This is a genomic window from Actinoallomurus sp. NBC_01490 (assembly GCF_036227085.1).
GTDB lineage: Bacteria > Actinomycetota > Actinomycetes > Streptosporangiales > Streptosporangiaceae > Actinoallomurus > Actinoallomurus oryzae.
The window spans coordinates 1,811,711-1,835,425 of the sequence record NZ_CP109433.1 but is presented as its reverse complement, the minus strand read 5'-3'; the positions used below and the strand labels follow the sequence as shown (position 1 = coordinate 1,835,425).

The following is a 23,715-nucleotide window of genomic DNA, read 5'->3' as shown; positions in this document are numbered from 1 at the left end:
AGGCCGATGATGACTCAGCCGCGACTCCGGCAGCGGCACGACACCACGCGTGCGCCCGGCAGGTCGCTCCGTTCCGTGGTGCTACGCGTGAAGGTACGGCTCCAATGGACCGGCTGGCTCCAGTACCTGCCCACCGCGGTCGTCGCGGTCGTCTTCCTGGCCGTCTCGGCCGTCGGGGCATTGATCGGCACGTGGCGCATACCGCTGTTCTGGCTGCCGTTCGGCATCGGCGCCCTGCTGCTCGCGGTGGCCGCGTTCGACGTGATCACCGTGAGGATGGGACTGCGCCCCCGCGAGCCGATGCCGCGCCGACGCGACGATCTCGACGGCTTCGACCTCATCCACTCGCGACGCTCCTGCCGCTCCTTCCAGCGCCGTGACCTGACCGGTGCGGACCGGGAGGAGCTCATGCGAGCGATCCGCGAGCACACCCGGCCCGATCACCTGATCGGCACCAGCCCGATCCGGCTGGAGTACGTCGCCGCTCCGCTCACCGCGTGGCCTGCCGTGGGCGTGCACGAGTTCATCGTCGCGATCGCCCCTCGCGACTACGACCGTCTGGCGATCATCGACGTCGGCCGCAGCCTGCACAAGGTGGTCCTGCATGCCACGCGAATGGGAGTGGCCACCTGCTGGATCGGTCCGGGCGCCGACCAGACCGGCATCGTGACGCACCTGGACGGCCGCTTCGATCCCGGCGAGGACCACGTGGTCTGCGTCTGCGCCCTGGGATACCGATCACACTTCAAGCCGCTGACCGTCCGCGCGATCGAACGGATGCAACATCGCCGTCTGCCCCTGACGTCGCTGTTCTTCGCCGACTCCCGCCTCCGCCGGCCGCTGGCGGTCGACGCCCCTCCGTTCTCCTCGTTCGAACGTTGCTACGAGGCCTGCCGGTGGTCGCCCTCGACCCTCAACAGCCAGACCACACGGTGCGCCGCGGTGACGGACGAGGCCGGACGGACGGTGACGCGCTTCGACTTCTACGCCGCCACGGCATCGCGGTACTACGCCCCGGTGGCGCTGGGCATCTGGTGCGCGACCTGGGAGACCGGCTGCGACGCGCTCGGCGTCAAGGGACACTTCCAGGTCCTGAACCCCGATGATCGAGGGGCGCACGACGCGCCGGCGCTCCCCCGATACGACGTCAGCTGGATCACCGACTCCGTCGCCGCCTAGTACGGCCCCCCTGGACCGGGGAGTCATCAGAGCGGGCTTCCCGGTTTTCTCGCCGCCTCGCGATGAGTCTCGGCTCCGGCGGCGGTCAGAAGAGGCGACCGGTACGACACGTCCCACCCGATGACCAAGGAGTGGCCCGATGCGGAGAATCACCGCTGGTCTGTTCATCTCACTCGACGGCGTCGTCGAGAACCCCCAGGACTGGCACTTCCCGTACTTCAACCACGAGATGGGCGCCGCCGTCTCCGCCCAGTTCGACGCCGCGGACACGGTCCTGCTCGGCCGCCGGACCTACGACAGCTTCGCCGGCGCGTGGCCGGACCGCGAGGCCGCGGGCGGCGAGGACGCCGCCATGGCGAAGGCGCTCGGCGACGCCCGCAAGATCGTGGTCTCCGAACAGGAGCTGCGGTTCACCTGGCGCAACTCCGAGCAGCTACGAGGCGACCTCATCGAGGCCGTCACCGCGCTGAAGAACGAACCGGGTACGGCGGACATCGCGATGAGCGGTTCCGTCTCGATCGTCCGCCGGCTGCTGGCCGCCGGCCTCATCGACGAGCTGAACCTGCTGGTCCACCCGATCGCGCTCCGCGGCGGCATGCGGCTGTTCGACGACGGCGAGCCGATCCCGCTGCGGCTGGTCTCCTCGACGGCCTTCACCACCGGCGTCCTCCACCTCGTCTACGCCCCCGCCGGATCCGTCCCCACGGGCACGTACGAGGACGCCAAGGCGCACCTGTGAGCCGCTCCGGGGAATGCCGCCTCACCCGGTGACATCGGCTCCGCACCCGGGCGGCGCGTGGCCCGGGGCATTTTCACGCGGTGGCCGGCCGGAGAGGATGGGGGCGTGATGGTCCAGATCCACTCGGCGCGGGCGGACGCGGGAGCGGGACCGTGCCAGGCGGTCGCGCGCCTGCCGGAGCCGCGGCTGCGCCCCTTCGTCTCGGGATACTCCGGCTTCCGGGCAACGGCCGGGCCGTCGCGGCGGCGGCTCTTCCCGCTGGCCCAGACGACGGTGATCATCGACTTCGCGGGCCCCGTACCGCTGGTCACCGGTCCACGCGCCACGCCCACCGTGTACGAGGACGGCTGGCGGCACGGAGTCGCGTTCGGGCTGACGCCCGCCGGCGTGTTCGCGCTGCTCGGCATGCCCATGAGCGAGCTGACGGGGGTCACCGGCCCGCTGGAGGACCTGCTCGGCCGCCGTGCCCGTCCGCTGGTGGACGAGCTGGGCGAGGCACCGGACCCGGCGGCGCGGTTCGCCGTCCTCGACCGCCGGCTGGACGCCTGGCTGGCGCCGGACCGGACACCGGACGCGCTGGTGACCCGCGCGTGGTGGAGGCTGCAGGAGCCGGCCGGTCGCCTCACGATCGAGGCGCTCGCCGGCGAGCTCGGAGCCAGCCGCCGGTATCTGGAGCTCGGGTTCCGGCGCCAGATCGGTCTCCCGCCCAAGACGGTGGCTCGGATCGCGCGCTTCCAGCGCGCCATGTACGCGCTGACCAGGCCGTCCGCCACGCTCGCCACGGCGGTCGCCTCCGGCGGGTTCGCCGACCAGCCGCACTTCACCCGCGAGGTACGCGCGATGAGCGGCGTCACGCCCACCGAGTTGTTCGCATTCCTTCAAGACGTCGAGCAGCGCGCGCCCTAGCGTCCCGAGGCATGACGCTCATCGGGAAGACGGCGATCGTGACGGGCGGCTCGCGCGGAATCGGCCGGGCCGTCGTGCGGCGCCTGGCACGCGACGGCGCCACCGTCGTGTTCAGCTACAGGGAGAACAAGGCCGAGGCCGACGAGCTCGCCGCCCGGCTCGACGGCGTCACCGCCGTGCGCGCCGACCAGGAGGACACCGCCGCGCTCGACGCGCTGTTCGCGCCGGTGAGCGACGGCCTGGACATTCTCGTCAACAACGCGGCCATCAACCCGCGCGCGCCGATCGCGGACATCACCGCCGAGGAGTTCGGCCGGGTGATGACCGTCAACGCGCTGTTCCCGCTGCTCGCCATGCGGCGGGCGGCGTCCGTGCTGCGCGACGGCGGCCGGATCATCAACCTCTCGACGCTCAACACCGCGCTGCCGGCGCCCGGCCACGCCCTGTACTGCGCGAGCAAGGCCGCGCTGGAGCAGTTCACCGCCGTGGCCGCACGGGAGTTCGGCGAACGCGGGATCACCGTCAACACGGTCTCCCCCGGCGCGACCGACACCGACCTGCTCCACGCGTCGAACCCGCCCGAGGCCCTGGAGCAGACCGCCGCTCTCACCGCCCTGCGGCGGCTGGGCCACCCCGACGACATCGCCGACGTCGTCGCCTTCCTCGCCGGACCGGACTCGCACTGGATCACCGGCCAGAACCTGCGCGCGACGGGCGGCCTCCTCCTCTGAACGGCGCATCGTCGCCGTACGGGCGCGCGGCCATCGACCTCTCCGGAGCGTGCGCCGGACCCGTAGACGCTCCAGCGAACGGCGGCGGGCAGCGCGACCAGCCCCGCGAACGCCCGTGCGGCTCCTTCGACTTCCCGTCGGCAGGGCCACCTGCATCTATCACTTCTGCCTGCCGCGCGAGGCCGGCCGAACGCCCGTAACGGTGGCGCATCCACCGTCACTCCGCGCGTCTTCCCACGTCACAGCGGCACACTTCCGGCGTAACAGCGCGCAATCACCTCGTCATCGGACGGCAACGGGCGGTCCCTAGCGTTCCCGCAGGTTCCACGCACAAGGGAGCGATATGGATCTCGCGGACAATCCGGCGCTGGAGGACTACTCCCTCCGGTACGCGCCGAGCGCCTTCCGTTCCTGGTCACCTTGGATGATCTTCCTGAGCTGCCTGGCCGGGTTGTCGGCCATGGCCGGCTACGCCCTCGACGCCGCGTTCGTCAACACGTTCGGGTTCGGCAACGCGCTACTCGGCTTCGCGGTCGCCACCGCGGTGACGTTTCCGCTGACGCTCACTGCGGCCTTCGCGATCGCCCGCAAGCACATCGACATCGACCTGCTGACCCGGGGCGCCGGCTTCGGGTACCTCGGCTCGACGCTGACCTCGCTGGTCTACGCCACGTACACGCTCATCTTCCTCGCCTACGAGGGCGCGATCATGGCGCAGGCGCTGACCGCTCTCACGCATCTCGAGCCGCACGTGTCCTATGCCGTCGTCGCGCTCGTGATGATCCCGCTCACCGTCTACGGCATGAGCTTCACCGCGAAGTTCCAGGCCTGGACCTGGCCGCTGTGGGTGGCGCTCATCGGCGTCGCGCTGGGGTCCGCGGCGACCGCCCCGCACGCCGCGCACACCATGGTGCATCCGCACATCCCCGCGACGGCGGCCACCGGTGTGACAGTGCTGGCGGTCTTCACCATCGCCGCCGCCCAGTTGGCCCTCGCCGCGCAGGTCGGCGAGCAGGGCGACTACCTGCGACTGATGCCCGACTCCCAGCCGGGTCGGGCGGGCCGATGGCGGCTCGCGGTCATCCTCGGCGGCCCGGGACTGACCCTGTTCGCCGTCGTCATCTTCTTCGCGTCCACGCTGCTGGTCGGCTACGCCGAGACGCAGACCACCCCGGACCGGGCGGCCGAGCCGGTGGAGCTGTTCACCGTGGTCTACCAGCGGCTGACCGGGAACCACACCGCCGCGCTGGTGCTCGCGGGCCTGCTGGTCCTGCTCTCCCAAATCAAGATCAACATCATGAACACGTACTCGGGCTCGCTGTCGTGGTCGAACTTCTTCTCCCGGCTGCTGCACCGTCATCCGGGCCGCGCCGTGTGGGTGTTCCTCCAGGTCGGACTGGCGCTGGTGCTCATGGAGCTGGACGTCTACCACCACATCGTCACGGTTCTCGCCTGGTACGCGAACGTCGGCATCGCCTGGATCGCCGCACTCGCGGCGGACCTGCTCATCAACAAGCGGCTGCTCAAGCTGTCCCCGGCACACATCGAGTTCCGGCGCGCCCACCTCTACAACGTGAACCCGGTGGGCTTCGGCTCCATGGTGATCGCCGCGACGGTCGCGATCGTGGCCTACTACGGCGCCTTCGGCGCGACCGCGGCGGCGCTGTCGCCCTTCATCGCCCTGGTGCTGGCGCTCGTGCTGCCTCCCATCATCGCAGCGGCAACCCGGGGACGCTGGTACATCGCGCGGACCAGCGAACTGCCGGACGGCGAGGAGGAGCTGCCGTGCGCGGTCTGCGCGGGCTCGTACGACGCCGCCGACATGGCCGCATGCCCGTACCACGGCGGGACGATCTGCTCGCTCTGCTGTTCCACCGAGGGCTCCTGCCGCGACCGGTGCAAACCCAGCAGCTGGCGGCCCGGCGGCGGACCGGTGCCGCTCGGCATGCCCACGGCCCCGGCTCGTACGGTGTCCGCCCCCATCGGCGCGGCCACCGAGGAGGTCGGCTGACCCATGGGCATAGCACTGCTGACCGGGCCGCGTAATGATCGAGTAACGGAGCCGGAATCCCGGCGAAACGATACGTCCGTAATGTCCCCGGCCATGGTGGCAGGGTCGTACGGGCCGGGAGGGACGCACGACGCTCACGTCCGCCGTCTACGCGACCTGTTGCGCTCGGCCGTCCTACGCGGCGGCTTTCCCGGCGGGCAGCTGCCCGGCGAGCCGGAACTGATGGCCTCATACGGCGCGACCAGGGCGGTCGTACGCGAGGCACTGGCGCTGCTCCGCCGCGAGGGGCTCATCGACCGCAGGCAGGGCGTCGGCACCCACATCGTCGCGCACGCCGTCCTCGCCCGGCTGGCCGAGGCGCACGGCGCGGCCGACCCCAGGGTGGACAGCGTCTTCAACCGCCGGCTGCGTCCGCGGGTGCTCGACCGCTCGACCATCCCGCTGCCCGCCATCGCCGCCGAACGCCTCGGCGTGCCGCCCGGCATCCCGTGCCTGCGCCTGGAGTACGTCGCGCTCCTCGACGAGGAGCCGACCGCGCTGGCCACCAACTATGTGCTCTTTCCCGAGGCCGAGCGGCTGCTCGCCATGCCGTTCGACTCCGACTGGTACGCCCTGCTGCGGGACGCCGGAGTCGGTCTCGGCGAGTCGGAGTTCGTCGTCGGCTGTTCGCCCGCCGACGCCACCACGGCCCCGCTGCTCGACGTCACCGAGGGTGCCCCGCTGATCACGCTCGAACAGGTGATCCGCGACGCGGCCGGGCGGCCGTTCGACCTCGCCCACATCCACACCCGAGGCGACCGCTTCCTCTTCGTGTCCCGAGCCGTACGGCACGGCCCCGGCACCTGAGCCCCGCCCGTCGAAGCCCCGCCCGTCGAAGCCCCGCCCGTCGAAGCCCCGCCCGCCCGGGGGGCCGACCCCACTCACATTGTCCAGCGCGGGCCCGCAGTCCGGAAAGGCATGCGCCCTTCCCTGTGGATAACCGCATCTCCCCAGTTCCCGAGGCATTTGAAGGGATCCCCCCATGCCCACACCCGTCACGCTGACCGACGCCGCGGCCGCTCTGCGCTCCGGCACCGTCACGAGCACCGAACTGACCGAGGCGGCGATCGCGCGGGCCGACCGGCTCGACGGAGAGCTCGGCACGTACCTCGCCCGCTTCGACGACACCGCGCTCGCCGCCGCCGAACGCGCCGACGCCGAGCTGGCCGAGGGCGTCGACCGCGGCCCTCTGCACGGCATCCCGTTCGGGGTCAAGGACATCCTCGCCGCCGCGGAGGGACCGACGACGGCGCAGAGCCTCATCCTCGACCCGGCGTGGGGCGCGGGCCGGGACGCGCCGGTCGTGGCCCGGCTGAGGGCCGCCGGCGCGGTCATCACCGGGAAGGTCACCACCATGGAGTTCGCCTGCGGCATGGTCGACCCCACCAAGCCCTTCCCGATTCCGCGGAACCCATGGGACCCGCGGACCTGGCCCGGCGGCTCCAGCTCGGGCACCGGCAACGGCGTCGCGGCCGGGATGTTCTTCGCCGGGCTCGGCACCGACACGGCGGGCAGCATCCGCATACCGGCGGCGTTCTGCGGGGTCACCGGCCTGATGCCGACCTTCGGCCGGGTGCCCAAGTCCGGGTGCGCGCCGCTCGGGTACAGCCTCGACCACGTGGGCCCGCTCGCCCGCAGCGCCCGCGACTGCGCGAGCGTCCTGGAGGTGATCGCCGGGCACCACCCCAGCGACCCGGACTGCGTCGACCTCCCGCTCTCTCCCCCGGACTTCACCGGCTCGCTGGAGGGTCTGCGGATCGGGGTCGTCCGCGAGCACCACTTCCCCGAGCGGTCCGATCCCGCGCTCGGCCCCGTCTTCGACGAGGCGCTCGCCACCTTCACCTCTCTCGGCGCAACTCTGACCGAGGTCGCGCTGCCGTACTGGCACGAGATGCTGACCGCCAACCTCGTCACCATGTGCGCCGAGGCACTCGCGTACCACCGGAACGATCTGGTCGAACGGTGGGCGGACTACTTCGCCTCCACGCGTCTCCTGCTCGCCCGGGGCGCGCTCGTGTCCGGCGCGGACTACGTCCAGGCCCAGCGCGTACGGAGAGTCGCGCAGGACGCCGTGGCGCGGCTGTTCGAGGAGGTGGACGTCATCGTCTGCCCCACCACGGCCCTCCCCGCACCCCACTACGACGAAATCACCGACGCCGAAGGCACCATCGACGTCGAGGCGATGTTCGAGTTCATCTTCACCCAGTACTGGGACTGCGTCGGCAACCCGGTCCTCGCCGTGCCGATGGGCTTCACCGCGGCGGGGCTGCCGCTGTCGATGCAACTCGCCGGCCCGGCCTTCGCGGAGGCGACCATCCTGGCGACCGGCGACGCGTTCCAGCAGGTCACCGACTGGCATCGCCGCGTCCCCACGATGGCCGACGACTCCGCCGCCGCGACGGCCGCAGCGGTCTGATTCGGAGGAGAGACACCATGACAGCGAACGACTCGACGGCCGACCCCCGGCTCGTCACCGAGATCGGCATGGCGTTGGCTCGCGGAGGCCTGCCGGCCACCGGGCAGGAGATCGCCAAGCTCGTGGCCGGCTACGACGCCCAGAACCTCGGCGTCGCGATGCTCTATGCCGTCCCCGAGGCCCGCTACGCCGATCCCGGGCTGCGATTTCAGGCCGGCGCCCGCATCGCCGACTGGTCGGATTGAGGCCGCAGTGGGCCGGACCGCAGGCGGTCCGGCCCACGCGCGCCCTCCGGGCTTGACCTTGACGCCGGTGTCAAGGGGTAACTTCGCTGACGCCACCAGCGCGCGGAGCGAACGAATCCCTGAGCACACGCGCCTGGTCACTCCGCTCCTCCCGGGGCCACGGGAAAACGCGGAGCCTGCGGAGCGTTTTTCGTGGGGTGGGGACAAGGAGGGCCCGTGGAGCGGGGAGGGCCGATGCGGATCGGTGAGCTGGCCGAGCGGGCCGGCGTGAGCGCACGCGCGTTGCGCTACTACGAGCAGCAGGGGCTGCTCCCGGCTCGGCGCGCGGCCAACGGCTACCGGGAGTACGACGAGTCCGACCTGCGGCTGGTCGCCGAGATCCGCTCGCTGCTGGCGGTGGGCTTCACGCTGGAGGACGCCCGCCCGTTCGTCGACTGCCTGCGGGCGGGCCACGAAGCGGGTGCCTCGTGCCCGGAGTCGGTCGCCGTCTCACGGCGCAAGCTCGCCGAGATCGACGCGGAGATCCGCGCTCTGATCCGGCGCCGGGCCGAGGTGGCCGCCCAGCTGACGTACACCTGCCCCGGCTGCGACCTGTTCCCGGCAGAGGCGGACGCCGCTCCTCCCCGAGCCGCTCCTCCCCGAGCCGGTACGCCACGACGCCGGGCCGCCACCGGCCGGCTGCGGGGCGGAGCGAAGCTCTCCCCGCGCGAAGACCGGCAGTAGAGGGCCGGCGTCCCATGCGACCCGGGGTTGGCGAACCGCCGTACCGGTGACCAGTCGCGTCCTGAGGTGCCGTTGAGATCGGGACGAGCGTCGCACGCCCTCGGGCGGAGCCCCCGAGCCCTATGGCCGGACGGCTTCGGAAGGGGCGTGCGCCGCCGGTTCCGGGCGGCCGGCCGCCGTACGGCGCTCCGGTGCGGTCAGCCGGGTGACGCCGAGCACGACGGCGGCCAGGACGGCGGCGGCCGGGGCCAGCCAGAGCACGCCCGCGACCGAGAGCACCACGCCGCCGAGAGTCGCGCCGATGGCCGTGCCCACGTAGGCCATCGCCCCGTTCAGGCTGAGCGCGACGGTGGCGACGTCGCCGCCCGCGACGAAGACCCGGTCCGCCTGGGGAATGAACAGGAAGGATCCGACGAGACCGAGGACGAACAGCGCGGCGAGGGTCGGCACGAACCAGTGCTGGACGACGCCCAGGACGACGTTCGCGAAGATCGCCACGGTCAGCGCCGCGGTGAGGGACGTGAGGGAGTCGAACCGGTCGGCGAACCGTCCGACCAGGCGGTTGCCGAGGAAGAAGCCCGTCCCGAAGACGAACAGCGCGGCCAGGACGGCGCCGTCGGCCGAGGTGCTCACCCCGACGACGACCGCGGCGTACGACGACACCAGGTAGAGCGGCGCGAGCACGAGCGCGCTGACAACGAGCAGGACCAGGACGCGCGGGTCGACGAGCACCGCGAGCCTGCTGCGCAGTGACGTCGCGGGCAGGGTGACGGAGGGCAGGCCGGCCGCGGCGAGCACCGCGGCGGCGGCCGCCAGGGCGGCGATCGTCCACAGCGCCCCTCGCCAGCCCAGCCACTGACCGACGAGCAGCCCGAAGGGCACGCCCACCACCGAGGCCAGGCTGGAACCCGCGCCGATCATCGCGAACGACCGGGCCCTGCGGTCCGGACGGGACAGCACCCCGGCGACGGCGAACGCGTTGGCCTGGAACGCCGCCGCACCGAGCCCGGCGACGACGCGGCCGGCCAGCACGGCCGCGTACGAAGGGCCCGCGGCCTGCAGGACCATTCCGGCCAGGAAGGCGAACATGCCCGCGCCGATGACCACGCGACGATCCATCCGGCCGGTCGCCGTGGCGATGATCGGCGATCCGACGGCGTAGGCGATCGCGAACGCGGTGGTCAGCTGGCCGGCGGTGGCGAGGCTCACCGACAGGTCCGCGGCGACGTGCGGCAGCAGCCCCGGTAGTACGAAGCCGTCGACGCCGAGCACGAACGTGCCGACGGCGAGGATGAGCAGGCGCCAGACAGTTAGATCGTTCGATGATTGTCGATTAATCACACGATGGGACGCTAGGCTACGATTCGATGTACGTCAAACAATTGAGAGGAGGCGACGGATGCCGCGCACGCTGCCCGAGCCCTCGGTCGACTCCTTCGACCTCACCGTCATCCTCAGCGCGCTCGCCGACCCCGGCAGGCGGGCGCTCATGACCGCGCTGTATCACAGCCAGGGCCCCATCGACTGCGCGGTGCTCGCGGACAAGGCCGACCTCGGGCTGAGCAACCCGACCATCTCCCACCACTACCGGGTCCTCCGCGAGGCCGGCCTGACCAGGACGGTCACCGAAGGACGCCAGAGGATCGTCCGAGTGCGCCGCGACGACATGGAGAAGCGGTTCCCCGGCCTCCTCCAGGCCGTACTCGGGAGCCGGTGAGACGGACTCCGGTGCCGGGCTCACAGCCCCGCCGCCACCACAGATGAGGAGCCGGAGCCAGGTCCTGCCTCACTCGGCGAGGCGGCCGTCGTAGGAGCACCGCGCCTCGGCGTCACGTCCGGCCGAAAATTCACTTCCCTCGCGCTGTGGCCACTGCGACAATCCGCAGGGAGGTAAGTAACCGCAGTGGCCTTTGAACCTTACCGACGCGTACTGGCGGTTCCGGGGGTCCGGCCGCTGCTGCTCGTCGGCATCCTCGCGCGCATCCCCGTCATCGCCATCGGGGTGACCCTGACCCTGCACGTGGTCACCGGCATGAAGCTCGGCTTCCTCCAGGCGGGCCTGGTCGGCGCGGCCTCGACGGGCGGCACGGCACTCGGCGCGCCGATCAGCGGACGGTTCGTCGACCGGTACGGCCTCCGGCCGGTGGTGGCGGTCACCACGGTCGCCCAGCTGGTCTTCTGGTCCTCGGCCGCGTTCCTGCCGTACTGGCCGCTCGTCGTCGGCGCGTTCGCCGCCGGGGTGCTGGCGCTGCCGGTGTTCAACGTGATCCGCCAGTGCCTGGCCGCGGCCGTTCCGGTCGAACGGCGCCGTACGGCGTTCGCGCTCGACTCGATGCTCATCGAGGTGAGCTACATGGTCGGCCCGGCCGTCGCGGTCGCCGCCACGACGGCGTTCGGCAGTGACCGGACCATGGCTCTCGTGGGCCTGGGGCTGGTCGGGTCCGGTACGGCCCTGCTGGTGTTGAACCCCCGGACGCGCGACCGAGACGAGCCGGAGGCCGTCGAGACCGTCGTCCCCCGGCGGCAGTGGCTGACGCCCAGGCTGTTCGCCCTGCTGGGGATCACGTGCGCGGCGACCTTCGTGCTGACCGCGACGGAGCTCAACCTGGTCGCGGTGCTCAAGGCCGACGCCGCCACCCGCTGGACCGGCCTGGCCATCGCCCTGTGGAGCCTGTCGTCGCTGGCGGGCGGCTTCGCGTACGGCTCGCTGCCGCGGAGCCTGTCCCCGCTGGTGACGATCGGCGGCATGGCCGCGCTCACCGTACCGGTCGGCCTGGTCGGCCCGTGGCCGCTGCTGTGCCTGGCCCTGGTTCCCTCCGGGATGCTGTGCGCCCCCTCCCTCTCCACCACGGTGGACACCCTCAGCGGATGGGTGCCCGCCGGCGCCCGCGGCGAGGCCGTGGGCCTGCACAGCACCGCTCTGACCCTGGGGATCGCCCTGGCCAGCCCCATCACCGGCTTCCTCATCGACCATGCGGGCACCGGTTGGTCGTTCGCGGTCACGGGCACCGGCAGCCTCCTCGCGGTCACGCTGGCCGTCCCGCTGTGGCGGCGCGCTCCCCGGCCGGTGAGGCCCGAGGCCGCCGCCGCGACCGGCGTCTAGGCTCCGCCCCTCGCGCACAGGCCGCCGTCCAGGGTCAGGATGACGCCGCTGGTGTAGCCGGATCGCTCGGAGGCCAGGAAGGCGATCGCGTCGGCGATCTCCCGTGGCCCGGCCGCCCGTCCGAGCGGCAGGCCGGCCATCAGCTCGCGGTAGCGCCCCTCGTCGCCGAGGCGCGCGAGGGCACGGGCCTTCATCAGCTCGACGATCCGCTCGGTCTCGACCGGGCCGGGGTTGACGCCGACCACACGGATGTTGTCGTCGCGCAGGCTGCGCCCGCCGAGCGCGCGGGTGAAGGCCATCAGCGCGGCGTTGCCGGAACTGCCGGCGATGTAGTCGGCGTCGAATCCCTCGCCCGCCGCGCCGATGTCGTTGACGATGACCCCGCGCCCGCGGGCCTTCATCCGCGCGTAGACGAGCCGCGTCAGGTTGATGTAGCCGAACACCTTCAGCTCCCAGCCGTGCCGCCAGGCGTCCTCGTCGACCATGTCGAGCGATCCTCCCGGGATGTCGCCCGCGTTGTTGACGAGGATGTCGATGCCGTCGGTGGCCTCCGCGAGCCGGGCGAGGTCGCCGGGATCGCGCAGGTCGGCCGGGTGGACGTCGACCTTCACCTGGTGCTCGGCGCGCAGGCGCTCGGCGAGCGTACGGAGCCCGGCCTCGCCGCGTGCGGCGAGGTGGAGGTGGCAGCCCTCCTCGGCCAGCACCTCGGCGGTCGCCGCGCCGATGCCCTTGGAAGCGCCGGTGATCAGAACCTGCTTGCCGCGAAGGGCAAGATCCATGGTCGTACTCCTTTGGTCGGTCGTGCCGGGGAGACGTACACCCCGGCGGCGGCCGGCGGGGTCAGCACGGTCGCGAGGTCCAGTGCGCCCGGCAGGAGCAGGCCCAGCACGGCGGCGAGCTCCGCGGCGCCGGCGAGCCGCAGGGTCACGGCCTCATTTACGATAACTTCTGTTACCGGTATAGCAGCCTCCAGATACGGAAGTCAACGTTTCCGTTAAGCTGGACGGAATGAGCACCGAGCGCACCCGGGGCCGGCCTCGCGACCCGGCCGTCGACCAGGCGGTCCTTCGCGAGACGTTGACCCAGCTCGACGGCCGCGGCTACGACGGGCTACGCGTCGCCGAGGTCGCCCGCAACGCCGGAGTCGGCCTCGGCTCCCTCTACCGACGCTGGCCGACCAAGTACGCGCTGGTCGTCGACGCGCTGCGCAGCGCCGCGGCGGCGCGCGAGGTGGAACCCACCGACGATCCGCGGGCGGACCTGCTGACCGGCCTGGTCAAGATCGCTGAAGGGCTCGGCCACCGCGCCGCTCCCCTGCTCGCGGTATTGCTGACCGATCCCACGTCGGAACTGGCCGCCGCCGTACGCGAGGCCAAGATCAACCCCGTACGGGCGGCCGGCCGCGAGCGCCTCCGCCGGGTCATCGGCCCGGTGCCCGACCTGGACACCCGGGCGGATGTGGGACCGGCGCTGGTCTTCCTGCACATGATGCTGCACGGCAGCCCGCCGGACGAACGGCAACTGCGCGAGGACATCCTGCCCCTCATGACCGGATCCCCTCGTCCGGCGAGCGACCTCGACGGGTGAGGACCGGTCGCGCGCCCCGGGGAGCGATCGCCGCACCTCCGCTCACTCGGTCTCGTCGAGTCACAGCCGCGCCGCGAGGTCCGGCTCGTCGGCCCGCGGATTGACCTTCGCGCCCTTGGTGAAGCCGTCGAAGTACGCGCCGCCGACCCCGTCGTTCCGGCGCGCGAGTTCCCGGGTGAACAGGAAGGGCGCGAGGTGGTTGGCCTGGAAGGTCAACGCGGGCAGCGCTCGAGCAGCGTGTCGGCCAGACGACGTACCTGGTCGAGGTGGGCGCCTCAACGGCGTGCTCGCCCCCCTCGGCCACGGTCGCTGCCGTCCCGCACGCTCAGTCGGCGGTCGAGCCGCTGCCCCCGCTGTCGCAGCCGTCTCCCGCACAGCCCCCACTGCTCATGCGCGCGCCGTCCAGATACACCTCGACGTAGACCGAGCCGGAGTCCAGTTTCGCGGTCAGATCCCACTTGTGCCCGCCCTTCCTCGCCGGCAGCCTGAAGGTCTGGCGCCACGGCAGGCCGACCGACTTCCGGCCCGTGGCCCGCCCGTCGATGGTGTAGGTGAGCGACGAGAGCGTGCCCTTTCCGGTCACGTCGAAGACCAGCGTGTGCGGGCGTGGGGATCTGTGGTGCCCACCGCACCCGGTCATCACCAGCGCCGCCGCCACGCCGAGCACCGGCCACCGTACGGATCGACCGCGCACACCTGGCATTCCACCCTCCTCGGCCTCGTCCCTGGACGACATCGCCGGTGTACACCCTCGACCTCGGGACGGGTCCCGGAACGGCGTGCGAAATCGGGTTGATCCATCGTCCGCCCGGGGGACAGCATGCGTCCTGTGAGACCGCGCGAGATCCGAGCCGACTACGACCGTACGTCGATCGTCGTTTACCAGGCGTACGGGCCGCACATCGGGCGGCCGGCGGTCGAGCAGGGGAGTTTCGTGCCGCCGTTCTCCCGTACGCGGATGACCTGGATCAAGCCGTCCTTCCTGTGGCTGATGGAGCGGAGCGGCTGGGCGCGCAAGTCCGGGCAGGAGATGGTCCTCGCCGTCCGGATCTCCCGTGAGGGCTGGGAGGAGGCGCTGTCCGAGGCCGTACCCACGCACGCCGACCGGCGCGTGTACCGCGACGGCGACGAGTGGCGTGCGGAGTTCCGGCGCGCCCGGGTGCACGTCCAGTGGGATCCGGAGCGGACGCTGCGCGGGCGGTCGCTGGACGCGCGCAGCATTCAGGTGGGGCTCAGCCGGCACGTCATCGACCGGTACGCCGATGAGTGGACCCTCGACATCCGCGACCTGACCCCCACGGTACGCCGAATCCGCCGGCTGCTCGACGACGGCGACACCCGCAGGGCCTCCGCTCTGCTCCCCCGCGAGCGCGTCTATCCCCTCCCGCCGGAACTCGCCCGGCGTATCGGCGCCGACGTGTGACGCACGGCCCGCCGGCCGCCCGGTGCGGCGCCGGCTAGGGAACTCTTCGACGTACGACGGCAAGGCATTGAAGTTCGTAGAACGAACTAATACAGTTCGTGCAACGAACTGGTTGATTCCGGGAGGGAACCGTGGGCAGAACCGTCGTGGTCGTCGGCGGAGGCTATGGCGGCGCCGCGCTCGCCAAGGCGCTGGACGGGGAGGCCGACGTCGTACTCGTGGAGCCGAAGGACTCGTTCGTGCACGCCGCGGGATCGCTGCGCGCGCTCGTACGGCCGGACTGGGCGGGCAACATCTTCTTCCCGTACGCCCGGCTGCTCCGGCGCGGCACGGTCGTCCGCGAGCGGGCGGCCTCGGCGGACCCCGGCGGCGTCACCCTGGCCTCCGGCCGGCGTGTCGACGCCGACTACCTCGTACTCGCCTCCGGCTCGAACTATCCGTATCCGGCCAAGATGGACACCGACAGCTCCGGCGACGCACTGGAGCGACTCCGCGCGACGCACAAGGAACTGGCCGGCGCGGCACGGGTACTGATCACCGGAGCCGGACCCGTCGGCCTGGAGCTCTCCGGAGAGATCAAGGCGGTATGGCCGGACAAGCACGTCACGCTGCTCGACCCGGCCGGGGAACTGATGCCCGGTTTCTCACCGGAGATGCGGAAGGCCCTACGCCACCAACTCGACGCGCTGGGCGTGGAGCCGCGCCTGAACACCTCGCTAACCGAACCGCCCCCGACCGAGCCGGGCACACTCGCCCCGTTCACCGCCGCCACCACCGACGGCGGCGCGATCTCGGCGGACATCTGGTTCCGCTGCCACGGCGTACGCCCGAACAGCGACTACCTCGGCGGCGACCTGGCCAGGACACGCACCGCGCGCGGCCACGTACGGGTCACCGGAACACTGAACGTCGAGGGCCACGACCACGTCTACGCGATCGGCGACCTGACCGACCTGAATGAGGCGAAAATGGCCGGCCACGCGATGCGCCACGCCGAGATCGTGGCACAGAACATCCTCGCCCAGGTACGAGGAGAACCCCCGACCGCGATCTACCACCCCTCCGACATCAGGTCGATCGTCCTCCCCCTCGGCCCGAGCGGCGGGGTGGGCCAGATACCGTCTCCCGAGGGCCCGACCGTGCTACCCGCCCCTGCGGTGAGCGAACGCAAGGGCGCCGACCTGTACACCGGCCGTTTCGCCAGGCTGTTCGGCACCGCATGACCCCCCGGCGAAGGGTCAGTGTGGGGTTGAGGTTGTCCCGCCGCACTCCATGAAGACCACCGGCACCTCGTTGTCGAACACCACGCGGCTGAGCAGGGTGGTCAGCGTACGGCGGTCGGGTGCGTCGAGGCCGTCGGCCAGTCTCTCGACCCGGCGGGCGGTCTCGGCGTAGAACCGCTCGGCGAGCCGGGCGCCTTCCGAGGTGAGCGCGACGCGTACGGCGCGTGCGTCCTCCGGATCCGGCTCGCGGCGCACGAGGCCGCGCTGCGCGCTCCGGTCCACCAGGCCCGTCAGGCTCGATTTGGCCAGCCCCAGCACGCTGCCCAGTTCGCTCATGCCGTACGGCTGCGGCATCAGGACGCACAGGAGCTGTCCCTGCTGGGGGGTCAGGCCGTATTCGCGGCTCGACTCGGCGTACACCGCGTTGACCAGGAACGATGAGCGGACCAGGGCAGTGGCGACACTCATCCGCTCGGCCTCGGTCTCGCCCATTCGTCCACGATAACACCGCCAGTTCGCAGCACGAACTTTCCCTGCGCGGCGCGGTCACCGCCGAGGGTGGTCGTCCGGCTGGACGGCGGCCGGCCGTTCGACCCGCCGGCGGTCCCTCGGTGTCGCGCAGCACCGGCCCCGGTATTCGGCCACGTCCACGTCGCCGGTTCGGCACCGTCAAGCCACCCACTCTTCACTTTTCCAAGTGTATTCAGCCGTTATCGTGGCGATGGATATTCGGTGGCCGACAGCCCTGTTAGATGGATGTTAATTTTTTATGTCCTTCCGGATAATTACGGAGAACTGTCGGATAATTCTCGGTGAACTCCGGGTAGCCGATCCGATCGACACGGCGATCACCATGCCGACCTGCGACGGTATGCCGTCGGCCGGAGGGAAGTAGCCAATGCACGGATATCTGGCGCGTTCTGGCACATGGGTGGAGTCGGGCCGCGGGATGTTGGGTGTGGGGGATTCGCTGGGCGACACGGTTGACGCGTTGTGTCATGGGTTGGCGGGTGTGGGGGCGTGCTGGGGTCAGGACGAGATCGGGCGGGCGTTCTTCAACGGGGATGACAAGTCGCCGGGGTACGGGGCGTCGCGGGATCAGGTGCTGGCGGCATTGGCGGACATGGTGAATCTGCTGCGGGCCACCGGTGGGATGTTGCTCGTTTCTGGTCATACGTACGCGTTGGCCGAGGAAGCGAGCACGGTGGGGTCGGCGTTGCCGGAGGGGGCGGATCGGGGGGCGTTGGCGCAGACGCATCCGTATCGGTTGCCGGAGGTGACGCAGGGGTTCGCGCGTTCGGATCCCGAGCCGTCGGAGTTGCGGCAGATCTGGGCGTTCGCGGAGACGCTGGTGGGGGGCTGTCCGTGGCCGGACGGCAGCCTCGAGGGTCTGGGCATGCTGGCGCGGGAGTGGCGGTGGGCGGCGTATCAGGTACGGCTGGTGGCGGGCGAGGTCGCCGGTCATGCGCGGGCGGTGACCGATAACAACGCCGGCAAGGCCAGGGATCGGTTCAAGTCGTTCGCGGAGGCGTTGCAGGGGGGTGGCGAGGAAGGCGGGTTGTTGTGGCTGGCGCAGGCCTGTGAGGGGCTGGCCGGGTCGGTCGAGGGGGTGATCGCGCAGAAGAACGCGGGACGCTTGCAGTGGACGTTGACCTTCGAGTTCTTGCTGGCGATGTGGGCGTTGGCCATGGTGTGGTCGGCGGTGACCGCGGGCGGGTCGGTCGAGGCGGCGACGGTGGCGACGCGGGCGGCGGGGGCGTCGTTGAAGGCGTTCTTGCGGGCGCTGGCCAAGGCGGTGGTGGTCGGCGGGGTGTACGCGGGCGGAATGGATGCGGCGGGCCAGTACGCGCGGATTCGTTATGGCTTGCAGGACGGTTTCGATGGCGGGGAGTTCCTCAAGGCGGTGGGAGAAGGCGCGGTCGCCGGTGCGGTGATGGGCGGTGCGGGTGCGTGGGTGGCGGCACGGGGGAACCGGTTGACCACGGCGTTGGCGAACTTCATGGATTCGGGAGGTCTCAAGGGCGGGGCGGCGCGGTTCTTGTTCGCCGGGACGACGGGTACGGCGGGGAACCTGGCCGGTCAGGCGCTGGTGGAGCATCACGTGGACGTGGGGCAGGCGGCCGCGTTCGGGTTCGGGATGGCCGGGATCGAGACGATCAAACACGCGGGTGTTTCGGCGTTCCGGCAGGGGTCTTCGGGCACTGGCGACGGCGGGGTCGTCGATGGGGAGATCGTCCCGGATGAGCCCTCACCGGCCCGGGGGCTGCCGGCCGGCCACCGGTTCCACTCCGAGAACGGCCAGGGCTTCGACTACGAGGGGGAGGTCGTCTCCGACACCGGATGGCGGACCGAACCCACCGGGACCACCGCCGAGCACCCGCCCACCGGCGAACCCATCGGATCCGCGCCGTACACCGAACTCGCCAAGGCCCCCGAACTCCCCGCCTCCACCGGCCACACACCCCCGGCTCACAACATCGGAACGGTCCATCCCGCGACCCCGGCCAAAGGTTCCGACTCCGGGGACGTCCATGTCGCCGGCGCAGGTTCCGTCCCCAAGCCGCCCGACGCCGTCCCCGGGGGCAGGCTTCCCGACTCTGTTGCCAAGCTCCCTGATGCCGTCGGCAGGCTCCCTGATGCTCCCGGCAAGCTTCCCGGCGCACCCGCCAAGCTTCCCGCAGGCTCCGGAAACCGGATCGCCGACGTGTTGAACCGCCCGGTCCCCCGCGCCGAGCAGGCACCGCTTCAAGGGCAGACCATGGCGCACGGTACCGGCGATCCGGCGCCGCCGGCCGGAGGTGGATCCGCCGGCACCCTCCCGGCCGACTCCCCTGCCGGCGAGGCACGCGGTGCCCACGGGACCCTGGGTGGTCCGCCCGAGAAGGTCAGCTGGCCGGACTACGCGAAGGACGGCGTGGCGGGCGACGGGATGGACATCCGGGCCGCCGAGTTTCCCGCCGACCCGCTCGCCGCGGCGCGTCGCTGGGCCAGGGGCTTCGCGCCCGATCTCGATCCGCGCGTCCGCACGGCGATCGAGCGGCACCTCGCGGACGTGCTCTCCGATCGGAGCCCGGACCGGCTGCTCGACCTGCTGAAGAACGGCGAGACGTTCACCGTACGGGGAAAGGGCGGGAAACACACGGTCACGCTGTGGCTCCATCCTCGCGATCCGGTCCACCTCACGGAGACCGGCGGGGCCCGGAAATACTCGGTGGAATTCGGAAGCTGGGAAGCGGCGGTACGGGAAGGGCGGAGCGACGGCAGGGAGGCGTCGGTCGGCGCCGCGCACAATGAAGAAATCTCCGATATGACCGACGACAACGCCCTGCCCGGGGTCTCCCGGTCGACCACCTCGAGTGAGTCTCACGCGAGAGTGACGCGCGTCATGCCCGGTCACAAGGTGATGGTGGGCGCCCATGACGCTTTCGACACCCGCGCGTCGATCGAGGTGTACCTCGACGGGGCCGAACTCGCGAACGACGCCCGGGTCCCGGACCTTTCCATGACCATCGCCTATCCGGAGAACTTCCGGGGAGAGAACGCGGCCGACGGTGCGCTGCCGCCTGTCCCCCGGCACGAGGTTCCGTCCGACAGGGCGGACGCGGTACGCCCGTACCGTCCCGTCCTCACCGCCGTGGACAATCGCCCGATCCTGGCGAAACTGGTGAGCCACGCTCTGGCCGAGGGCATGCGGCCCGACGCTGTGACCGAGATGGTGAACAGGCTGGCCGACGGGCCACTCGGCCAGCAGCCGTTGATGAATCAGGGCGCGGCCCTGCTGGACGGGTTCACCGTCGGCGGTGTCGAGGTCAGCGCGCGGGTGGTGCGTCTGGAGCATCTGACCACGACCCAGGGGACCATCCGTGACGACCTCGCCACCAGCACGATCCACCGAGACGGCGAACGGAGCAGGGCACGGTGGCAGGCCGCCGGCCGGGTCAAGATCAGTTGGTTCTTCGACCCGTCCGGAAGGGCCCTCAAGTGGTCCATCGGCGGGCATTACCAAAAGGGACGCGTCCACGTCACCATGAACGCCGACGCGAGCATGGTGAAGCTGACCGCGCTGCAGAAGGAAGTGCCGGTCGACGTCTACCGCGCCAGACTGGAAGTCCGGCTCAAGTCGGAGGATCTGGGCACGGTCACGGTCGACGCGCCGAGCTGGCTGACCGTACGGGCCGAGGACGCCGCCCGGATGGAACGCGACATCTGGGGCGCGGAGAAGACCGACGGCCTCATGCACCCCGCGCCGAGCGCCGCCCATCCCGCGGCACCGGCCCTGGCTCACGGGACCACGGGGACCCCGGAGGAGCCACCGGCTCTGGCGGCCGGCCGTGGCTCCGGCCGGGCGACCCTGCACGAGCTGCCCGGCGCCGAACGCATCGTCCCGCAGATCGAGAAAGCGATCAGCGACGCGATCCCGGATCTCACCGAGGCGGAGTCCCATCGCCTCTCGGAGCTCCTCGCGCCCTCTTTCGGCCGGCGGGGACTCGAAGGACGCACGGTCGCCGACCTGGTGAACGGCGTGGACTTCAGTGCCGTGATCAAGGGCCATCGGATCGACGTCTCCCTCACCGCGGACCCGGGGGACGTCGTCGATCGCTCCACCGTCGACATGACGGTGAACACGCGCGATCTCACGATGTCGGGCATCACGGTCGGGCATGCCAAGGTCTTCGGAGTCGGCGCGGACACCGTCGGCGCGGTGGAGCTCCAGCCGTTCGACGGCCTGGCCGACGGGCCCGGCAGCCCCCGCCTCCGCCGGCTCCTCGCGCCGCTGAAGTGGCTGAAGATCAGCCCCGCCAAGCTCACCGGAAGCGTCGGGCTCGACAGGACCAGCGGCGACGAGCTCGCGAAGAACATGACCTCGTACTCGCGGAGGGAGACGAGCGGGCCGACCATAAAGATCAAGAAGAGCGTCGCCTACACGGCGCGGTTGCGGGTGCGCGGGCCGGACGGGGCGTCCTCGGACGCCTCGTGGACGATCAGCGGGAAGGACCTGACCGTCAACGTGCTGGTACCCGAGGTGCACGTCCCCCGCGGCCCCGTCGCCGAGGCCGCCATCGCCGACATCGGCCGTCTCGAACGTACCGAAGAGTTCACCGGACCCTCTCTGGACCTGTCCGGCCAGGTCACCGGCATCACTCCGGTCGTGGCCGCCATCCGGGGCCTGGATCTGGAGGTGGCCAGAGCCCTGGCGGACCTGAACGGCCGGCCGGCTCCGCACGACCGGTTCGACATCCCCGTGGAGATCCGCGACGCGACCCGGCCCGTGCAGCTGCAGACCGACTTCGGCAAGTACACGGCCCCCGGCGGTCACAAGGTGCACGTCGGCGAGACGGTGGACGGCTGGCAGCAGGCGGTCAGGATCGAGCTCAGAGTCGGCGCCCCGCGGAGTCAGTTCCCGGTCCGGGGAATCGAGAGTGAGTACTACCGCACCACGGGCTATGAGGCCAAGGCCATGACCGAAGGCGGCTGGCACCTGGCCGGGCAGGGAAGATTCCTCGGCGTCCACCTCCACGCGGGCCCGGTGGAGGGTCTGCACGAGGTCGGCCTCACCCGGGGAATCGGACGGAACACCGGCAGCAGCGTGGAGGAGGGCTCGACCGCCGTCCTGCGCGGGACGTACGCGGACGACGGAGTGTCGCACATCCTCGACCGCGCGGACCTTCACTTCACGGTGACGCCGGTGCGCTGGAAAGGGCACACGGTGGAGGAGGGCACGCCCGTGCACCTTCTCGCCCACGAGAGCGTCGACCTCATCGTGCCCGATCGGATGGCGCAGAGGCACGGTCTGTCCGGCCCGTCCACCGCCGTCGCCCCGGCGACCGGGCCGCGGACGTACGTGCCCGAGGCGGCCATGCCCTCGGCGTTCCCCGAGGTCGTGGAGGCGCCCCACCTGCTCGACAGGATCGTCGGCGCGCTGGAGGACGCCGGGACGCTCTTCAAGGGAGAGCACCTCACCGCGAGCCAGAACATGCGGATCCTCGAGAAGCGGTTCGGACCCGGGGCCCTCGCCTCGGACCTGCCGACGCTGCTCGACCACGGCGTGACGCAGGTTCTCCACACGTCGCTCGGCGACGGCCACACGCGCGTCACGCGCGTCTCCGTCCGTGCCCTGCTGAACGAGGGCAGGCACACCGGCGATCGCCCCGAACTCCGTCAGATGATCCGGAGCCAGCCCGAGAACGCGACCGCGGCGACGAGCAAGGACACGTCCAGCCGGGGGTTCAGGTGGCGTGTCCGGGGGATCGTCGGCTACCACGGCGTCGGTGCGGGCGGCCAGCACACGTTCGGAAAGAGCACGCAGACGGAGTCCGGTCATACCGCCAGAGACGGCCGGCGGAGGTACGACCGGCGCCAGACGCTCGAGGGCTCCCAGGAATTCACCTACGACGACGTCGACTTCGAGGTCTCGATCTCGTCCATGGATCTGCCGGCCAAGGCCGCCGAAACCCTGGTCGACGCCGCCCGGAACGCCGGCGGGCGGGTCGCGGCGCGGACCGGCAGCCGTACGGCCGCGGCGTTCGGCGACCACCGGCGGAACGTCCAGACCCGGACCGAGCACACCCCCGGGCGCATCGTGGTGGCGGTCCCGGACCACTTCACCCGGCCCGCCGCGGAGGGTGAGAGCGTGCCCGGCTGGGCCCCGGTCCGCGGCGAGGCGCACCGCTGGGCAAGGTACACCCCGCCCCTGAACCACCAGGCCACGCTCCTCGAACCCGGTCTGCTCCACCGCATCGCGTTCCCCGGGGCGCCGGCGCTCCGGGAGATGGCCACGATGGCGGCGGTGCCGAAGAGGTTCCGTGGCGCGGTGCCGCAGGCGGCCGAGCCGTTCAGGGGACCCGAGCTCAGCCGGTACCTCGACGCGGACCTCGATGAGAGGTTCGGCCAGGCGCATCTGCTGGCGCACGTGGACCGGCTCCTCGCCCACGAGTTCGCCGTCAAGAGCGGCGACCACGGCGAGGAGATCCGGCTCGGGATCAACGTCACGAGCCTCGTCAAGGTCGCCCACGCGCCGTTCAAGGTGCGCATGTACCAGCAGGACACCGCGCTGCGTAAGGGCAGCCAGGGACACGGGCGGACCGTCAGCCACCAGACCGGCGTCTCAGGCGGCCCGGAGTCTCTCACCGGCCTGCACAGCCGGGGCGGCGACCATGGCACGACGTCCTCCAGCGACGCGGGTACCACCGACATCCGGGAGCGGGACGAGGAAGGGGTGTCCCCCATGCACGTCTTCTCCGCGAACCTCACCGGGATCGCTCACCTCCCGGACGGTACGGATCTGCTCGCGGACGTCCCGAGGGGCCTGTACTTCGCGCTCACCGACGCCGATCTCGCCTACTTCCGAGAGCGGCACCCCACGGTCACCATCGTGGAGTGAAGCGAGCGT

General features: G+C 71.3%; 21 protein-coding genes. 15 read left to right on the top strand and 6 right to left on the bottom strand.

The window, feature by feature from the left end; all coding sequences use genetic code 11:
• The first annotated feature begins 87 nt into the window (after positions 1–87).
• The 9 genes from OG417_RS09200 to OG417_RS09160 all read left to right on the top strand — a co-directional run bounded on the left by OG417_RS09200 (position 88) and on the right by OG417_RS09160 (position 8,989).
• The gene (locus OG417_RS09200; protein WP_329252602.1) at positions 88–1,179 is read left to right on the top strand and encodes a nitroreductase family protein; all 1,092 of its coding nucleotides are present in this window, start codon (positions 88–90) and stop codon (positions 1,177–1,179) included.
• A gap of 139 nt (positions 1,180–1,318) precedes the next feature.
• Complete coding sequence (locus OG417_RS09195) at positions 1,319–1,918, top strand: dihydrofolate reductase family protein (RefSeq protein ID WP_329252600.1); 600 nt, start codon at positions 1,319–1,321, stop codon at positions 1,916–1,918.
• A gap of 108 nt (positions 1,919–2,026) precedes the next feature.
• Positions 2,027–2,824, top strand: coding sequence for a helix-turn-helix domain-containing protein (locus tag OG417_RS09190; protein WP_329262202.1), 798 nt, complete (start codon positions 2,027–2,029; stop codon positions 2,822–2,824).
• A gap of 11 nt (positions 2,825–2,835) precedes the next feature.
• Entirely contained in the window at positions 2,836–3,555 is a 720-nt protein-coding gene (locus OG417_RS09185) for an SDR family oxidoreductase (protein ID WP_329252597.1), read from the top strand.
• A gap of 343 nt (positions 3,556–3,898) precedes the next feature.
• Entirely contained in the window at positions 3,899–5,566 is a 1,668-nt protein-coding gene (locus OG417_RS09180) for a purine-cytosine permease family protein (protein WP_329252594.1), read from the top strand.
• A 93-nt stretch (positions 5,567–5,659) separates the two neighbouring features.
• The gene (locus OG417_RS09175) at positions 5,660–6,412 is read left to right on the top strand and encodes a GntR family transcriptional regulator (RefSeq protein WP_329252591.1); all 753 of its coding nucleotides are present in this window, start codon (positions 5,660–5,662) and stop codon (positions 6,410–6,412) included.
• Positions 6,413–6,587: 175 nt separating this feature from the next.
• Complete coding sequence (locus OG417_RS09170) at positions 6,588–8,021, top strand: amidase (RefSeq protein WP_329252589.1); 1,434 nt, start codon at positions 6,588–6,590, stop codon at positions 8,019–8,021.
• A 17-nt stretch (positions 8,022–8,038) separates the two neighbouring features.
• Positions 8,039–8,266 carry a hypothetical protein gene (locus OG417_RS09165; RefSeq protein ID WP_329252586.1) on the top strand — a complete coding sequence of 76 codons (228 nt, stop codon included), beginning with the start codon at positions 8,039–8,041 and terminating at the stop codon, positions 8,264–8,266.
• Between the two features lie 216 nt (positions 8,267–8,482).
• Positions 8,483–8,989: a MerR family transcriptional regulator gene (locus tag OG417_RS09160; protein WP_329252583.1), complete on the top strand. Its 507-nt coding sequence runs from the start codon at positions 8,483–8,485 to the stop codon at positions 8,987–8,989.
• A 120-nt stretch (positions 8,990–9,109) separates the two neighbouring features.
• On the opposite strand, the gene OG417_RS09155 is transcribed toward OG417_RS09160, so the two are convergent.
• Positions 9,110–10,330, bottom strand: coding sequence for an MFS transporter (locus tag OG417_RS09155; RefSeq protein WP_329252580.1), 1,221 nt, complete (start codon positions 10,328–10,330; stop codon positions 9,110–9,112).
• 58 nt (positions 10,331–10,388) lie between these two features.
• Between OG417_RS09155 and OG417_RS09150 the strand changes: the two genes are divergently transcribed.
• Together OG417_RS09150 and OG417_RS09145 are read left to right on the top strand one after the other, a co-directional pair.
• Positions 10,389–10,706 carry an ArsR/SmtB family transcription factor gene (locus tag OG417_RS09150; protein ID WP_329252577.1) on the top strand — a complete coding sequence of 106 codons (318 nt, stop codon included), beginning with the start codon at positions 10,389–10,391 and terminating at the stop codon, positions 10,704–10,706.
• 186 nt (positions 10,707–10,892) lie between these two features.
• Entirely contained in the window at positions 10,893–12,092 is a 1,200-nt protein-coding gene (locus tag OG417_RS09145) for an MFS transporter (protein ID WP_329252574.1), read from the top strand.
• On the opposite strand, the gene OG417_RS09140 is transcribed toward OG417_RS09145, so the two are convergent.
• Both OG417_RS09140 and OG417_RS09135 read right to left on the bottom strand, forming a co-directional pair.
• Positions 12,089–12,871 (bottom strand): SDR family oxidoreductase, encoded by a 783-nt coding sequence (locus OG417_RS09140; protein WP_329252571.1) that lies wholly within the window; start codon positions 12,869–12,871, stop codon positions 12,089–12,091. The genes OG417_RS09145 and OG417_RS09140 overlap by 4 nt on opposite strands.
• Complete coding sequence (locus OG417_RS09135; protein WP_329252568.1) at positions 12,838–13,020, bottom strand: hypothetical protein; 183 nt, start codon at positions 13,018–13,020, stop codon at positions 12,838–12,840. Before OG417_RS09135 ends, OG417_RS09140 begins: the two co-directional genes overlap by 34 nt.
• Before the next feature lie 80 nt (positions 13,021–13,100).
• Here OG417_RS09135 and OG417_RS09130 point away from each other — a divergent pair, with 80 nt between their 5' ends.
• The gene (locus tag OG417_RS09130; RefSeq protein ID WP_329252565.1) at positions 13,101–13,679 is read left to right on the top strand and encodes a TetR/AcrR family transcriptional regulator; all 579 of its coding nucleotides are present in this window, start codon (positions 13,101–13,103) and stop codon (positions 13,677–13,679) included.
• A 60-nt stretch (positions 13,680–13,739) separates the two neighbouring features.
• Here OG417_RS09130 and OG417_RS09125 read toward each other — a convergent pair whose 3' ends face one another.
• The gene (locus OG417_RS09125) at positions 13,740–13,895 is read right to left on the bottom strand and encodes a hypothetical protein (RefSeq protein ID WP_329252562.1); all 156 of its coding nucleotides are present in this window, start codon (positions 13,893–13,895) and stop codon (positions 13,740–13,742) included.
• Between the two features lie 109 nt (positions 13,896–14,004).
• On the bottom strand, positions 14,005–14,382 hold the full coding sequence (locus OG417_RS09120) for a hypothetical protein (protein WP_329252559.1): 378 nt from the start codon (positions 14,380–14,382) through the stop codon (positions 14,005–14,007).
• A 117-nt stretch (positions 14,383–14,499) separates the two neighbouring features.
• Here OG417_RS09120 and OG417_RS09115 point away from each other — a divergent pair, with 117 nt between their 5' ends.
• Complete coding sequence (locus OG417_RS09115) at positions 14,500–15,102, top strand: DUF4291 domain-containing protein (RefSeq protein ID WP_329252556.1); 603 nt, start codon at positions 14,500–14,502, stop codon at positions 15,100–15,102.
• Positions 15,103–15,233: 131 nt separating this feature from the next.
• The gene (locus OG417_RS09110; RefSeq protein ID WP_329252553.1) at positions 15,234–16,325 is read left to right on the top strand and encodes an NAD(P)/FAD-dependent oxidoreductase; all 1,092 of its coding nucleotides are present in this window, start codon (positions 15,234–15,236) and stop codon (positions 16,323–16,325) included.
• A gap of 15 nt (positions 16,326–16,340) precedes the next feature.
• On the opposite strand, the gene OG417_RS09105 is transcribed toward OG417_RS09110, so the two are convergent.
• Positions 16,341–16,817: a MarR family winged helix-turn-helix transcriptional regulator gene (locus OG417_RS09105; RefSeq protein WP_329252551.1), complete on the bottom strand. Its 477-nt coding sequence runs from the start codon at positions 16,815–16,817 to the stop codon at positions 16,341–16,343.
• Positions 16,818–17,601: 784 nt separating this feature from the next.
• Here OG417_RS09105 and OG417_RS09100 point away from each other — a divergent pair.
• Positions 17,602–23,706: a hypothetical protein gene (locus OG417_RS09100; protein ID WP_329252549.1), complete on the top strand. Its 6,105-nt coding sequence runs from the start codon at positions 17,602–17,604 to the stop codon at positions 23,704–23,706.
• The last annotated feature ends 9 nt before the right edge of the window (positions 23,707–23,715 follow it).

Excerpts from the sequence above, each read along its gene's own strand:
- OG417_RS09195 (WP_329252600.1), top strand. The coding sequence starts at position 1,319 with ATGCGGAGAATCACCGCTGGTCTGTTCATCTCACTCGACGGCGTCGTC.
- OG417_RS09190 (WP_329262202.1), top strand. The coding sequence starts at position 2,027 with ATGGTCCAGATCCACTCGGCGCGGGCGGACGCGGGAGCGGGACCGTGC.
- OG417_RS09185 (WP_329252597.1), top strand. The coding sequence starts at position 2,836 with ATGACGCTCATCGGGAAGACGGCGATCGTGACGGGCGGCTCGCGCGGA.
- OG417_RS09180 (WP_329252594.1), top strand. The coding sequence starts at position 3,899 with ATGGATCTCGCGGACAATCCGGCGCTGGAGGACTACTCCCTCCGGTAC.
- OG417_RS09175 (WP_329252591.1), top strand. The coding sequence starts at position 5,660 with ATGGTGGCAGGGTCGTACGGGCCGGGAGGGACGCACGACGCTCACGTC.
- OG417_RS09170 (WP_329252589.1), top strand. The coding sequence starts at position 6,588 with ATGCCCACACCCGTCACGCTGACCGACGCCGCGGCCGCTCTGCGCTCC.
- OG417_RS09165 (WP_329252586.1), top strand. The coding sequence starts at position 8,039 with ATGACAGCGAACGACTCGACGGCCGACCCCCGGCTCGTCACCGAGATC.
- OG417_RS09150 (WP_329252577.1), top strand. The coding sequence starts at position 10,389 with ATGCCGCGCACGCTGCCCGAGCCCTCGGTCGACTCCTTCGACCTCACC.
- OG417_RS09140 (WP_329252571.1), bottom strand. The coding sequence starts at position 12,871 with ATGGATCTTGCCCTTCGCGGCAAGCAGGTTCTGATCACCGGCGCTTCC.
- OG417_RS09130 (WP_329252565.1), top strand. The coding sequence starts at position 13,101 with ATGAGCACCGAGCGCACCCGGGGCCGGCCTCGCGACCCGGCCGTCGAC.
- OG417_RS09120 (WP_329252559.1), bottom strand. The coding sequence starts at position 14,382 with ATGCCAGGTGTGCGCGGTCGATCCGTACGGTGGCCGGTGCTCGGCGTG.
- OG417_RS09115 (WP_329252556.1), top strand. The coding sequence starts at position 14,500 with ATGCGTCCTGTGAGACCGCGCGAGATCCGAGCCGACTACGACCGTACG.
- OG417_RS09105 (WP_329252551.1), bottom strand. The coding sequence starts at position 16,817 with ATGGGCGAGACCGAGGCCGAGCGGATGAGTGTCGCCACTGCCCTGGTC.